Annotated in this window: 12 protein-coding genes; 6 read left to right on the forward strand and 6 right to left on the reverse strand. The window is 60.9% G+C overall.

The features are described 5' to 3' along the window. Positions 1-391: 391 nt before the first annotated feature. The gene (locus tag AC1D06_RS15600; RefSeq protein ID WP_477879698.1) at positions 392-2101 is read right to left on the reverse strand and encodes a phospholipase D-like domain-containing protein; all 1710 of its coding nucleotides are present in this window, start codon (positions 2099-2101) and stop codon (positions 392-394) included. Between the two features lie 510 nt (positions 2102-2611). Here AC1D06_RS15600 and AC1D06_RS15605 point away from each other — a divergent pair. After that, a complete protein-coding gene (locus AC1D06_RS15605) occupies positions 2612-3130 on the forward strand; it encodes a hypothetical protein (RefSeq protein WP_477879696.1) in 519 nt (172 codons plus the stop codon). A gap of 200 nt (positions 3131-3330) precedes the next feature. Next, on the forward strand, positions 3331-5202 hold the full coding sequence (locus AC1D06_RS15610) for an adenylate/guanylate cyclase domain-containing protein (RefSeq protein WP_477879695.1): 1872 nt from the start codon (positions 3331-3333) through the stop codon (positions 5200-5202). 294 nt (positions 5203-5496) lie between these two features. Here the strand turns inward: AC1D06_RS15610 and AC1D06_RS15615 are convergent, their stop codons facing one another. After that, positions 5497-5949 (reverse strand): Lrp/AsnC family transcriptional regulator, encoded by a 453-nt coding sequence (locus AC1D06_RS15615; RefSeq protein WP_477986915.1) that lies wholly within the window; start codon positions 5947-5949, stop codon positions 5497-5499. Between the two features lie 103 nt (positions 5950-6052). Here AC1D06_RS15615 and AC1D06_RS15620 point away from each other — a divergent pair, with 103 nt between their 5' ends. Beyond that, the gene (locus AC1D06_RS15620) at positions 6053-6682 is read left to right on the forward strand and encodes a LysE family translocator (protein ID WP_477986916.1); all 630 of its coding nucleotides are present in this window, start codon (positions 6053-6055) and stop codon (positions 6680-6682) included. A gap of 90 nt (positions 6683-6772) precedes the next feature. Here the strand turns inward: AC1D06_RS15620 and AC1D06_RS15625 are convergent, their stop codons facing one another. Then, a complete protein-coding gene (locus AC1D06_RS15625; protein WP_477986917.1) occupies positions 6773-7945 on the reverse strand; it encodes a calcium-binding protein in 1173 nt (390 codons plus the stop codon). Positions 7946-8175: 230 nt separating this feature from the next. Here AC1D06_RS15625 and AC1D06_RS15630 point away from each other — a divergent pair, with 230 nt between their 5' ends. Beyond that, entirely contained in the window at positions 8176-8481 is a 306-nt protein-coding gene (locus tag AC1D06_RS15630; protein ID WP_477879675.1) for a hypothetical protein, read from the forward strand. A gap of 147 nt (positions 8482-8628) precedes the next feature. Here AC1D06_RS15630 and AC1D06_RS15635 read toward each other — a convergent pair whose 3' ends face one another. Continuing rightward, positions 8629-9675, reverse strand: coding sequence for an AraC family transcriptional regulator (locus AC1D06_RS15635; protein WP_477986918.1), 1047 nt, complete (start codon positions 9673-9675; stop codon positions 8629-8631). A 107-nt stretch (positions 9676-9782) separates the two neighbouring features. On the opposite strand from AC1D06_RS15635, the gene AC1D06_RS15640 reads away from it, so the two are divergent. Then, positions 9783-10553 (forward strand): alpha/beta fold hydrolase, encoded by a 771-nt coding sequence (locus tag AC1D06_RS15640; protein WP_477986919.1) that lies wholly within the window; start codon positions 9783-9785, stop codon positions 10551-10553. Between the two features lie 152 nt (positions 10554-10705). Here the strand turns inward: AC1D06_RS15640 and AC1D06_RS15645 are convergent, their stop codons facing one another. After that, positions 10706-11065, reverse strand: a complete 360-nt coding sequence (locus AC1D06_RS15645) for a response regulator transcription factor (RefSeq protein WP_477879672.1) — start codon at positions 11063-11065, stop codon at positions 10706-10708. Continuing rightward, positions 11062-11937: a S1C family serine protease gene (locus AC1D06_RS15650; RefSeq protein ID WP_477986920.1), complete on the reverse strand. Its 876-nt coding sequence runs from the start codon at positions 11935-11937 to the stop codon at positions 11062-11064. Before AC1D06_RS15650 ends, AC1D06_RS15645 begins: the two co-directional genes overlap by 4 nt. A gap of 296 nt (positions 11938-12233) precedes the next feature. Here AC1D06_RS15650 and AC1D06_RS15655 point away from each other — a divergent pair, with 296 nt between their 5' ends. After that, entirely contained in the window at positions 12234-13127 is an 894-nt protein-coding gene (locus AC1D06_RS15655; RefSeq protein WP_477986921.1) for a LysR family transcriptional regulator, read from the forward strand. Positions 13128-13353: the final 226 nt, after the last annotated feature.

The raw sequence follows: 13353 nt of genomic DNA on the forward strand, positions 1-13353 counted from the left end.
TGAAAACATTTGGTGGTCCTGCATCCGCATACCGATAGGCCACTGAGGCTATCGTGATCTCCACGGGCCTCACCGAACCAGGGCGCTCCCGGGGCCGACGATGCCGTCGAAGGTACGCTTGATGGAGGTGTCGGCTTTCGGGAAAACGCCACTGCTGCTCCTGCGGCTGATACGAGGGCGCATAGCCGCCGCTAGCGCCAGCTTGACCTCACGCGCGATCCTACCGCACTTCGCGAACTCCTTGCTGCCCGAGCCGAAAATTTCGGTGTGACCCCGCTCGGCAATATTGGTCTAACTGGCCACATCGCGAAGGTCGATCGCAAGCGGGGCCTACCAAAAATAATCGCATGATTTGCGTATTGCCGAGGACCACGGGATCAACCCTCAAGTTTCAGCCGACGAAAAACCGGCGCCGCTTCGATTTGACCGCATCGTTGTATTGAGGATCTAACCAATCCGCAGTCACAGGTTTCAAAAAGCCTGCATTGGGGTCGTCTTGTCCCGATGCCTTCAGCCGTGCGATTATGTAGCGCGTATAGTGATGGTCGAAGATTCGCATGAACTCGCCGAAATAAATGTCCGCGACGCGGGTATCGCCGCGGATGGCGATCATGTTCTCGTCGTTCTTCTCCTGCGACGGTTCGCTGAAATTGGCGGTGCCGGTGATCACGATCGGGTCATTGGACAGCGGGTCGACCAGCAGGAATTTGTCGTGGATATAGCGGTTCTTGTTGAAACCGGTGAGATGTTCACCGAGGAACAGCTCCATGTCACCCTGCTCGAGCTTGCCGCCGACGGCGAGGATCGTGTTGCGGTTCTGCCGGACCTCGGTCTCCTGCTGGTCGTCGAGCGCCTTGTCGAACACCAGGTAGCTCAGTGCGTCGGTCTGGCCCTGGACCGCTTTCTGGAAAACCGGATCGAAGTTGAACGCGAAGGTCATGCACGCAATCTCCCTGGCGGAGGCGAGCAGGTCGGCATACCAGGCAAGCGTCGCAGTTGTGGCGTGTGGATCAGCCTTGTCACGCGGGCTGAAATAGGTCGGCACGCGATCTGCGGGTGGAAGATCGCCGATGGCGGGCGAGGGCTCGACCGCCATGTTTCGCGTCCGCAATTTAGCGGTTGTCACATCCTCGTCCGCCAGCGCTTCCCAATAGTCGAGATAGCGTTTGGCAATGGCGGCGTCGTGAATGACATGCCCGACATTGGAATGCCCGAAAATGCCGCCGGCCGAGATGTTTGTCGACCCCGTCCAAACCGCGACCGGCGCATTATGATGCAAAAGCACCATGAACTTGTTGTGGCGGATGCCGGCGCGCACCTTTTGCGGCTCGCAGATCGCCTGGATGCCGACCTGCGAGATGACCTGCTCGTTAACGTCCTTGTAAGACTGCGCCTCGTAGCGGATCGCGACGTCCGCGCCCGCATTCGCGGCTGTCTTCAGCGCCTCGGCCACGGGAGCGTAGTGGAACTCATAGAACATGCACCGCAACCCGTAATCGGCGGCGTCCGCGCCCGCCGCGCTGGCGATAAAGCCAGTCAGCGCCTCGAACAGGCCGCGCGATAGCCACCGCATCTGCGGCGAGTTCGGCTGATTCTCATCCGGCACCATGCCTGGAAACTCACGCGCATAGGCTTGCGATCCTGCGACGCCGCGATTGAAATGAACGTCGTGCTTGGCGCCTGCCGCATCGACGGGCGCGGTAGGGCGCTCGGTCTTGACGCGCACGCGCTGGGCTGCCGCCATGTCGGGCTGGCAATTTCCCGGCGTGCCGACGACGGGGGCGACGACATATTCGTAGGCCGTGTCCGGCTTCGCAGTATAGTCGCCCCATTGAAACGACTGGATCGGATGCGTCGCGGACGGGACCAGCGTGCCCGGCGGGAGTGCGTCGTCGACACCGCGGAAGCGCTTGATGCCGGGGATCCACGACGGGTTGATGGCCGCGCCGTTCGCGTCCACCTCGGCTCGGCCGAGCGCGAAGCCGAGAAAATCGGCGCGATTGCGCCACGTCAAGTCTACCAGGTCCCAGGCGATCGTGGTCACGTGCAGGCCAGCAATGGCCCGCACCGCCAGGACGTTACCGCTGTTGCGTTGCCGCATTCAAGCCTCCTCATTTTATTCGGGTCACCGCCCGTTCCCAATCCCGAAGGTTAGTCGATCACGATCATATGACATGTTTATTGCAATCGAAAGTAATCGCGCCTGTTTTTTTCACCAAGTGGCTACAACACTTATGGGTGTACCACACTCTGATCATCTTCGATGAGCGCAACGCGTCTCGCGTCTCGCGTCGAACGGCGGCCGCATGCCGGCGCGTCGCTTGAAGGAAGCCAACAGCTTCGCATAATGCCGGAAGTTCCCCCCGACCCTCGCAGGCCGATGAAGGATGGTCCGCTTTGGGAAAAATCAGTTGGATCGATCAGCGACCGAATTGAGGACGCAGAGCCGCTTGGTAGATGCACAGCTCCAGATGGCCGCTTCCGCCAACAGCAGTCGTGCACCGAGGACGTCGATCTTCGACGCGCCGACCCCATTGACGGCGTCAGGCAAAAATGAAACCTCCCTGTCGGAAAAGGTGAGGCCGAAAGCCTCTGTGCAAGGGAAGGTTGAATGAGAGTCCTGGTCGGCTTCGTCTGCTTCCTCGGCGCCTATTGGATATCCGCCCTGCTGCTCTGCGGCGACTTCATGGCGCCCTTCTATGATGCGCTGATGGCACCGGCGGGAGCGAACAGAGTCTGGCACATATTCTTCGTCGGGGGCTTCTTTGCCGCGTTCTTGATTGCGTCACCCCTGGTGACGCCGCGTCCTCCGGGCACGTTTCGCCCCGCATTGTTCATCGCGGCGTGGATGTGGCTGGCAGCGCTGTCGGCAGGCTTTTATGGCGACTGGGTGCGCAGGCAAGCGATTGCTGACTTTCATGCCGACAGGCAGATCCAGGATTCGTTTTTTATCTCTCTGCACCAAGTGCCCAACGAATTCCAATTCTACATCCATGCCGCAGTCCTCAAGCACTGCGTGCCCTATATCTGGAGCTACAGGAGGCTGGCCTTCTTTCCGCTGGGCGCGAACACAGCGGTCAATGTCCTGCCGCAGGAATGGCTGACGGAGTGCGGCATCAAACGCAGTTAGGCGAGTGGGTAGATCGGGACGCCTGAGCGTACGGCGCCGGGATCGCGAGCCCGTCGCCGATCAGTCTCTGCTGATGGCGGTCATCGAGCGATCGCCCGGCCTTCATCCGCTGCATCTACGGCAGAGGTTGACAGTTCCCGTGCCTTGTTCGATCCTCGCCGTCATATCTGGGCCGCGCCTTCGGCCTTCTGGGATTGCCGATGGATCGCAAGCTTGCCGCCATCCTCGCCTCTGACGTCGTGGGATATTCCGCGATGATGGAGCGCGATGAGGCGGGGACGCATGAGCGGGTGCAGGCGGTGCGGCGGGATCTGTTCGAGCCCGCCATCGCGCGGCATCACGGCACCGTCTTCAAACTGATGGGCGATGGGCTCTTGGCGGAGTTCGGCTCCGTTGTCGAGGCGGTCGAATGTGCGGTCGAATTGCAGCGCACACTGGCCGCGTGGAGCGCGGATTTGCGGCCCGAGCAGCAGATCCGGGTGCGGATCGGCGTCAATCTCGGCGAGGTCATCGTCGATGGGCAGGACCGGTTCGGCGAAGGCGTCAACATTGCCGCGCGTCTCGAACAGCTCGCCGAGCCGGGCGGCATCTGGGTGTCCGCCAAGGTGGCGCGGGAGGTCGAGAAAAAGCTCGCCTTCGGCTTCGAGGCCATGGGGGCGCAGAAGGTCAAGAACATTACCGAGCCGGTGGACGTCTATCGGGTGACCCTGGATGGACGGCCGGGACCGCGCGCTGTCGTCAAGCGCCGGACTTTGCCCGCCGCGGCCGCACTGGGGATCGCCGTCATCGCCGCCGGCGGGCTCGGCTGGTGGGGGTGGGCGCTCTCGGGCCGTGGCATGTCCCAAAGTCCGGTTTCGACGATGGAAAATGCCGGCGTGCCGGTGATCGCGGTGCTGCCGTTCCAGAACATGAGTGGCGATGCCAAGCTCGATTATTTCAGCGATGGCATGACCAGCGACCTGATTTCCATGCTGGCCGGCGTGTCTGAGCTCAAAGTCATGTCGGGCAGCGCCACCTATGCCTACAAGGACAAGCATACGGATGTGCGCCAGATCGGCCGCGAGCTGAATGTCGCCTATGTCATCGAGGGCAGCGTCTGGAAGGAGACGGACAGGCTGCGCATTACCGCCCAGCTGACGGACGCGCATAGCGGCGAGCATGTCTGGGCGGAAAAGCTCGACAAGAAGGGGACCGATCCGCTGGCGCTGCAGGACCAGATCGTCGACCGCATCGTGGCGACGCTGGGCGGCCAGCGCGGCAAGATGTATGAAAGCGAATACAAGCGGGTGTGGGAGAAGGACACGCCCAAACTGGCCGAATACGACTTCTTTCTCCGGTCGAATTTCTATTTCCAGCAGTTCACCCCGCAAAGCCTGGTCAAGGCGACGGAGATCATCCAGGAGGGGCTGAAGAAATTTCCCGATTCCGCCCTGCTGCGCTTCGGCCTGGCCTGGGACAATGTGCTGGCCGCCAATTACGGCTTTGACCAGACGCCGGCAGAGCATTGGCAAGTTGCCTCCGATCTTCTCCACGAGACGCTGGCACGCCCCAATCTGGGGCCGGACGCGAAGAAAAGCGGCCTCTGGTCGTTCAGCTATGTCGCCGCCCATGAGGGCAAGTTCGACCTCGCCGTGCAGAGTGCTGAAGACGTGGTGGCGCTGTCGCCCGGCGATGCGTTTCTCAGAGGCGATATGTCGAGCGCCTATCGCTGGCACGGCATGACCGACAAGGCGATCGCATGGGCCGACGACGCGCTTGGCAACGACCCCAACAATGCGCATTACTATCTCAGCATGAAGGCCTTCGTTCTCACCGATATGCAGCGCTATGCGGAGTCGGCCGCGCTGATTGCCGGCACGTCGGATGTCTTCGTCGGCGTTCCGCTGCTGCGGGCGATCAATTTCGTCAATCTCGGAAAACCCGATGAAGCGCGAAAGGAGGTTGCCAAGGTTTTGGCCCAGCAGCCCTGGTACACCGCGCCGCGCTGGCGCGACCTGACATTCAACATCGACCCCGCCGTGATCGACAGGCAGGTGGATGATCTGGTGAAGGCTGGGCTGCCGGAGAAGTAGCGGGTCATGGGGTGGGGCTGGCCGAGCTCTGGTCAAGGTCGGCGATGGCGCTCTGCAGGAGCGGCGTTTCACCCCTCACCAAGCGCGCCCAGGCACTCGACTTCGTCTCGCGCGGGCTTGCTATCCTCTCCCGCAGGGGGAGAGGTAGGGCGCCACGAGCATCGGCCTCGGTTGTGGCAAGGCAGTGCCGCAGATTATTCCTCGCCCCTTGCGGGAGAGGATACGAAGGCCGGGTGAGCACTTGCGAACCCTTGGCCGAAATTGGTGAGGGGTAAATCCCCACACGCCCCACAATCAAACCGGCAGCGGCCGGTTCTGCAGAACCGTCTTCATCACCAGCGTCGAGGACAGCCGCAGCACATGCGGCAGGGTGGCGAGCTTTTCGTCATAGAGGCGCTGGAAGGCGGCGAGGTCCCTGGTGATGACGTTGAGCATGTAGTCGGGGTCGCCGAAAAGGCGCTGCGCCTGGATGATTTCCAGAACCTTCGGCAGCGCGTTCTCAAAAGCCTCGACAGACTCGCGGTTGGCTTCGCGTAGCGTGGCGAAGACGATGGCCGAAAAGCCGAGGCCCAGTTTGGCCGGATCGATGACGGCCCGGTAATCCGTGATCACGCCGGCCTGTTCCAGCGCCCGCAAGCGCCGGTGACAGGGCGACAGGCTGAGCCCGACCCGCTCTGCCAGGTCGGTGGCAGAAAGCCGGCCTTCCTGCTGCAGGTGAGCAAGTATCTTGCGGTCTGTTGCATCCATGCGCGAGATTATGCCTCAATTGGCCTCATTCAGGCAAGAGATAGGCAACATCTCCTTGCTCTCGTGGCGTAATCTCCCTCTATCGGTAGCGGAGGGATTGCACATGGATTGGAGCTTGCTGGCGGCGTTCTGGATGCTGTCGTTTTCGCTGGTGGTGACGCCGGGCGCGGACTGGGCCTATGCCATATCGGCGGGGATGCAGGGCAGGGCGGTTTTCCCCGCCGTCAGCGGCATGCTGATCGGCTATCTGATGATCACGCTGCTTGTCGCGGCGGGCATAGGTGCGCTGGTCGCCAGCCTGCCGGCGCTGCTGACCGTGCTGACGGTCGTGGGGGCGGCCTATCTGCTCTATCTGGGGGTCGGGATCCTCAAAAGCCCGCCCGTGCCCTCTGCCGGCAGCGGCGAGACGGTGACATGGCCAGGCCTGCTCCTGCGCGGTTTTGTGGTCAGCGGGGTCAATCCCAAGGCGCTGCTGCTGTTCCTCGCTTTGCTGCCGCAGTTCACCAGCCGGGCCGCGCAATGGCCGATCGCAGCCCAGATCGCCGCCATGGGACTGGTGCAGATCGTCAATTGCGCGGTGGTCTACCTCCTGGTCGGCTTCAGCGCCCGCGCCATCCTCAGAACCCGCCCGCATGTCGCGCGCCGGGTCAGCCAGGTCTCGGGTGGCGCGATGATCGCGATCGCGTCGCTGCTGCTCGCCGAGCAGGTTCTGGTTCTCAAGGCGATGCTGTGAGTGCGGTCGGCCAAGTTTGACCAGGTGACCGGCATCGCCTCTCGGCAGCCGGCACCTGGTGGGGTGAGGCTATCGACGTCCGCATAACGATCAGATCAGGAAATCACCCTTTTGAAGATCGTCGACGGAGATGCCTCTCAAGAGCAGACTATCACCGTTGAGACCATCAATCAGTGCGCCGTCGGACGTGCTCTCGACATGGTGATCCATCAGGTCCTTGAAACTATGGACCGTGGAAAGGAAACGGAGGTCGATGACATCATGCGTCACACCACGTGCCCGAAAGTCGAAAACAATGTCCTGACCGTCACCCGACCGGAAGATGAAATGGTCGCAGCCTTTGCCGCCGGTGAGTTCGTCTGCGCCAAGGCCACCCGACAATTTGTCGTCGCCGGTCCCACCTGACAACACATCGTCGCCAGCTAGGCCCATGAAGAAGTTATCTCTCCTGGTGCCGATCATATTGTCGACGCTGCTTGTTCCCAGCGTGAACACTTCGCCCTGGCGGTCGACCGCAACCAACCCCGCAGTGCCTTGGCGATCATAGGCTGCGGCATAGAACAGCCTGTCCTGCTTGTCGTAGCTGATCGAGTTGAAATAAAAGCCAGGCGTCGTCGCAATGAATTTGTCGTAGCTGTATTGACCGTCCTCGTAGGAAAAAACGGCGATACCGTAGACGTTCCTTTCGGGGTCGGTGCCAGCCCAATAGAGCGTGTTGCCGTCGCCTGTCGACACACCTTGCTGCAGCGTGGCGTTCCAGTTGGGAGTGTCGGGCAAGCCGACCGGTTCGCCATTGACGACCCTCAGCCCGTTTAGATCTCCGCCGGGGGTGAAATCAACGCTGATGCTGTCCAGTGTGTCGGAGAAATCGATGGCAATCAGTCCAGCTTGGTTGCCTTTGACGCCGCTTATGTAGAGCGTGTTGCTGGTGGAATCGTAGTCATACTCGCCTTGCGCAAATCCGTATTTCGGTATTCCGGCCTGCTTTATGTAACCGACCTCGTGAAACTCGTCGGTTTCGGTATTTCCCGAAAAGGCATAGAATCCCCCCTGGCCATCTGTCGCAATCCCGACCACCTGGTTTGCAGTATCCTGTGCGACGGCGAAAATATGCCGACCAGCAAACTCGATGGTTGAGGCACCCGTCTTGGTATTGATATCCAACAGGCCCGAATTGTCGGGGCTGACGCTGAAAGGCGTGAGGTAATGTCCCGCAGACAGGGAGTCCACTCCCTGGTAAAGGTAATAATTCTTGAAATCCACGCGTGCCCCCAATCACGGCTGGTCGTGATGCAATCATACCTTGCAGATTCGCGACGCAAGCACAATGGTCCGTGCTCGCTTGGATCGCAGAGGCAGGATGCTGCGTGCCGTGGCTGTGGCCTGCGGATTGGGCAGAGGGCGCTCGAACGGATGCTGCCGCGGCAAAGTTTGCGTTGACCGTTCGAATTCGCCGCGCCACACTCCGGCCTGGAGTGAGACAGGAGGAAAACATGGACGAACCAGACCGTTGGCGACATATGCGCAGCGCGCCCAGGGACGGCAGCCGCATCCTGGTGACGATCCGTGAGTCCGAACAGGGACCGGGAACCGTCGACCTCGCCTATTGGTCGAACGGCGATCAATTCGGCGGCGAAGCCTGGCGCTCTTCCGATTCGGCGCCAGGCCGGATCATCGAATATGCCGAGCCGGAATTGAAATGCTGGATGCCGCTGCCGACAGCCAATCTCGACCGCATGACATTCCCTACACCCTGGGAGGGCGAAGACGCCAAGGAGCTCGACGGGTCGGGTATTTGAGCGTGCGGATGCGGAAGCGCTGCCCGATCGTGCCGGGCCGGATTGCGCCAACAGGAGCCAAGGCCTCAAGTCTCCGAGGCGCCAAAAGCCGTCATTCGGCTCGACAGATGCCATTTCGGAATAACCCATACAGCTTCTGCATACTATTCACGGCGTCAAACGCGCCTGGCTCGGCGATCGGCCATATGAAATCTTGAATGCCCGGCTGAAAGCGGCCTCGGAATCGTAGCCGACATGGCGGGCGATGTCTCCGACGCGCAGGTTCGATTTGCGCAGCAAGTCGGCCGCGACAGCCAGGCGCCAGCCATGCAGGTATCTGAGAGGCGGCTCGCCCACAGCCGCCAGGAATACTTCCGCGAACCGCGAACGCGACATTCCGGCAATCGAGGCCAGGTCAGCCACCGACCAGGGTCGGCTCGGATTTCTGTGCAGTGCCGACAATGCCCGGCTGACCCTGGCGTCTGCCAGCGCACCAATCCAGCCCTGCTTCTGCCCGTGTAACTTTGACCAGGTACGGATACTCCGGATGACCAGGATATCGATCACGCGCGAGATCATCAGGGCGGCTCCCGGCTCGTTCGCCTGCTTCTCGAACACCAGGAATTGGGCGACATCCCGGATGAGGACGGCGGATTGATCGACGTCTCTCGCTATATGGATATAGTTGGGCAGCAAGCGCACGGCAGGCTGCATGCCGCCACTGTTTTCGAATTGAAAAGTCGCGCTGAGTGTCCTTGCCATCACTGGCCCGGTGCCGTCCCGAAGCACGTCGACCTTCACGCCCGATCCATCGACGCCAAATTCATGCCTGGCCTTTCGCCAGCTCTTGCTGGGACAGGCCAGAACATACCTGATCGGATGCGGCAGCACGAAGACGTCACCCCTGGACACTCTCAGCGGCGGATCGTCCTCGACATAGATATCGATCTCGCCTTCCTGCACGACATGGATACATGCTGAACTGGGTTGGAAAACCATATTGAATCCGTGGGCGCATTCCGTCGTAAAGACGCGCCCTCCCTTCAGCTGCACGAACCTCAGAATATCCGACAGAAGGTCTGGGGACGTCTCAATATCGGACGCTGGAGCAAGAACTCCGTTGTTGCCGTCATGGGGTGCCAAGACATTTCCCTCTAGTTTCAACGGCAAGCGATACAACGAAAATTGCTCCCTGTCGCGGGCATTTAGGCCCACCGGATGGAGGCCGCAATCGTTCGCAGCTTTGCTATCGCGACTTTGCTGAAACGCCTGCTTCCTCGCTGGAAGCGTGCATCGGTTCCATTCTTCCAGGAGAAAATAAAATGCGTTCTCTCATCATGACGGCTGCAGCAACCCTGCTCGCCAGCGCCGCCTTTGCCCTGTCTGCCACCGCAGGCGAAGTTCCCAAGGGCGCGGCGCACAACATTGTCCTCGTTCATGGCGCTTTCGTCGACCAGACAAGCTGGCAGCCTGTTGCCGACATTCTTGTCGCCAAGGGCTACAAGGTCACCCTGGTCGAAAATCCGCTCACGTCGCTTGCCGCTGACGTTGCTGCGACCAAGAAGGCGCTGGCCGAACAGAATGGCCCGACCGTTCTCGTCGGGCACTCCTGGGGCGGCGTTGTCATCACCGAAGCGGGCAACGATCCCAAGGTGAAGTCACTCGTGTTTGTTTCGGCGTTTGCTCCAGATGTCGGCGAGTCCGTGGCCGCGCTTGCCAAGTCTGGCCCGGCGACTGACGGTGCGAAGTCCATCCATCCGGACGACAAGGGCAATCTCTATCTGGACCAAAAGACTTTTTCCGAATTCGTCGCGCCTGAACTGCCGCTGAAAATTGCCGAGAAACTTGCCGCCAGCCAGATGCCTTTGAATCACACGGCCTTCGAAGCGCCGGTGGATACCGCTGCCTGGCACGTCAAGCCGAACTATTTCGTCATCAGCACGAAGGACCGCGTGATTGCTCCTGAAGCGCAGCGAATGATGGCAGCACGGATCAAGGCCAAGGTAACCGAAGTTTCCGGCAGTCACGCGTCGCTGGTCGTGTTCGCCAAGGACGTCGCTGATGTCATCGAACAAGCGGCGCTCGCCAAATAATAGCGGGGCTCGGCCTTCGGCCCTGACTGGCCGCCCAATCGGTTGGGCGGTCATTGTTGTTAAATATCCTAAGCGTCCATGGTGCTGTCGGCGGCAGGGTCACCAACCCGATGACAGACCATTGAAGTCGTATTGAGCATGATCGAAGACCTTTACAGATGAATGACGCCGAGCCGAGCGGCGTGCGCCACCGCATCGGTTCGGCCTGTGGCGTCCAGCTTGTCGATCACCCGCCCGACGTGGAATTTCGCCGTGTCCGCAGAAATCCCGAGCTTGCGCGCGATCTGCTTGTTCGAAAGCCCATCCGCAAGCAGTGCCACGACCTCGCGCTCGCGAGCCGTCAAGCCCGCACTCGCCAGGCTGGCCTGGGCAGTGGAGAGGACCAGCTCGGCCTCCTCTCCATCCGCCGCAACGCGCACCCCATCGACTGACGTCAGTAACGCCCTCAGCCGCTCCGCAAGCGCCGGGTCGTCGATGCGTACCGCGATCGTGACAGGGCCTGTGTCACTCATCCGCGCGGCCGGGTCCCGATGGTGATCGTCGCCTCGACGTCCACGCCCGCACGCCTGATTCCCAAGGAAACCGATTGGCCGATGGATTGATGATCGAGGGTTCGCACGAGCGCATTGACCGAAGGGACAGTCTCGCCGTTCCAGCGAAGGATGATGTCTCCTTGGAGGAGACCGCCGACAGCGCCCGGTCCATCGGGATCGACGCTCATCACCATCGCGCCCTGGCCGCCCCCCGTGGCGATGACCTGATGGAGCCCGAGACCGAGATAACCACGCCGGACTTCGCCATGCTCAAGGAGGAGGCTAGCCGCGGACTCAATGGTCGCAGACGGAATGACCAACGTTCGCCCACGTGGTCCTCGGACAACCATTCCAATGGCTTTGCCGTCCCCTGTGATGGCCAGCCCCCCTTCCGCGCGATCACGCAATCTCATGTCGAGTTCGATGCGCGCATCGATCTTGCCGCCGCGCATCGACCGCCAAGCAGGACCAACCGCGATCGCGCTTGCGAACGAAACAAGAGGCGCGCTTTCTGCCGCAGCCGCGATCACCACGAGGGTTCCAGGTCTAAGCGGTTCTTGACTGAGCGCTGCCGACGGCGCGTCAGCTCCCTCGACCCGAAGGAGTGCGACGTCAGTCGAAGGATCGCGGCCCACCACGCTCGCCGTGCGCTCGGTGCCGTCGGCGAATTCGACCAGAACCTGGCCCTCGTCGGCAAGAGATTCGTCGGCGGTGATGATGAGCCCCTCACGCCATACAAAGCCGCTGGCGAGCGACTGGTGGGAGGCAATCTCGACAATGCTCGGCGAAACGCTGGCGGCAGTCTCGACGATCATGGAAGACATGTTGGCAAGGAAATTAGGTTCGGTCATGGGTGATCTCCTGTAGAGCTTTGAATATGCGTCTCCAAGCCGCTGTTCGCTACTGCCCGGTCAGGTAGGTTGATCGACTTCGGTTTCTGCTCCACCAAATTGCTCGGAGTCGACATTTGGCCCGATGCGCATGAAATGGTCGGCACAGCGCTTACGACCAGGCCGGATTAGGGCGATGTCCGCGTCGCGCCGGCCAAAGGGAGACCAAACCAGAACCGCACAATCGGCCCTGTGGAATTTGCCACATGACGTTGCCATCTCTATTATCGGTCTGGATTTAGCAATAGGATTGATAAATGAGGAAAGGCGACTTTAGCGACCTGGCGGTTTTTATCGCCGTCGCCGAGGAAGGTAGTTTTACCCGCGCCGCAGCCAAGCTGGGGCTGTCCCAGTCCGCCCTGAGCTACGCCGTCCGCATGCTCGAGGAGCGCCTCAAAGTCCGACTGCTCTCGCGGACGACGCGAAGCCTGTCGCTGACCGATGCCGGGGAAAGGTTGTTGAATGGCCTCAGACCTGCGTTCGACCATATAGACAGCGAACTCGCCGCGCTGACGGCGCTTCATGACAAACCCGCCGGAACGATCCGCATCACCACATTCCGGCATGCGGCCAAAACCGTGCTCTGGCCCGTCCTGTCCAAGCTCCTTCTGGAATACCCGGACATCTCGGTCGAGATCAACCTGGAGGAAGGACTGACCGATATCGTGGCAGGTCGGTTCGATGCCGGCATCCGCCTTGGCGAACAAGTCCAGAAAGACATGGTGGCAGTGAAAGTCGGCCCGGATATGCGGATGGCAATCGTGGGCTCGCCCTCCTATTTCGCCAAATACAAGGCACCGCAAACCCCGCGCGACCTTGGCGACCATCGCTGCGCCAGCTATCGGCAGACCACGAGCGGGGGTCTTTTTGCCTGGGAATTTGAGCGGGACGGCGTCGAGTTGGAAGTCAGGGTCAATGGTCCGCTTATTCTAAACGACGGAGAGATGTTGGAAGCTGCTGCGCTCGACGGGCTGGCACTGGCGTGCATGTTCGAAAGTCAGGTCTCCCAGCATATCGCGGCAGGACGCCTCGTCCGCGTCCTGGAGGATTGGTGTCCTGCTTTTGCGGGCTACCATCTCTACTATCCGAGCAGACGCCAGCACACGCCCGCGTTCGCCGTCCTGCTCGAAGCGCTTCGCCATAAGGGATAGTGGCTCCGCGCCGCGCCGTCTTGTCGTACGCCAGGACAAGCTCTTCTCGCGACGAGCACTTGAAACGATGACGCGGATTTATCTCTCTGATTTCTAGCTTCATGCAGATTATGCCGTCTAGTCGCATGGATCGGTCCCGGCTATATTCGTCCTCATGAAAGCCGGACGGACGAACCGTCGGTTTTCACATCACACCAACGGTTTTCCCCAAAGCCGCGATCCCTTC

The organism is Rhizobium sp. P2_G2, from assembly GCF_056403555.1.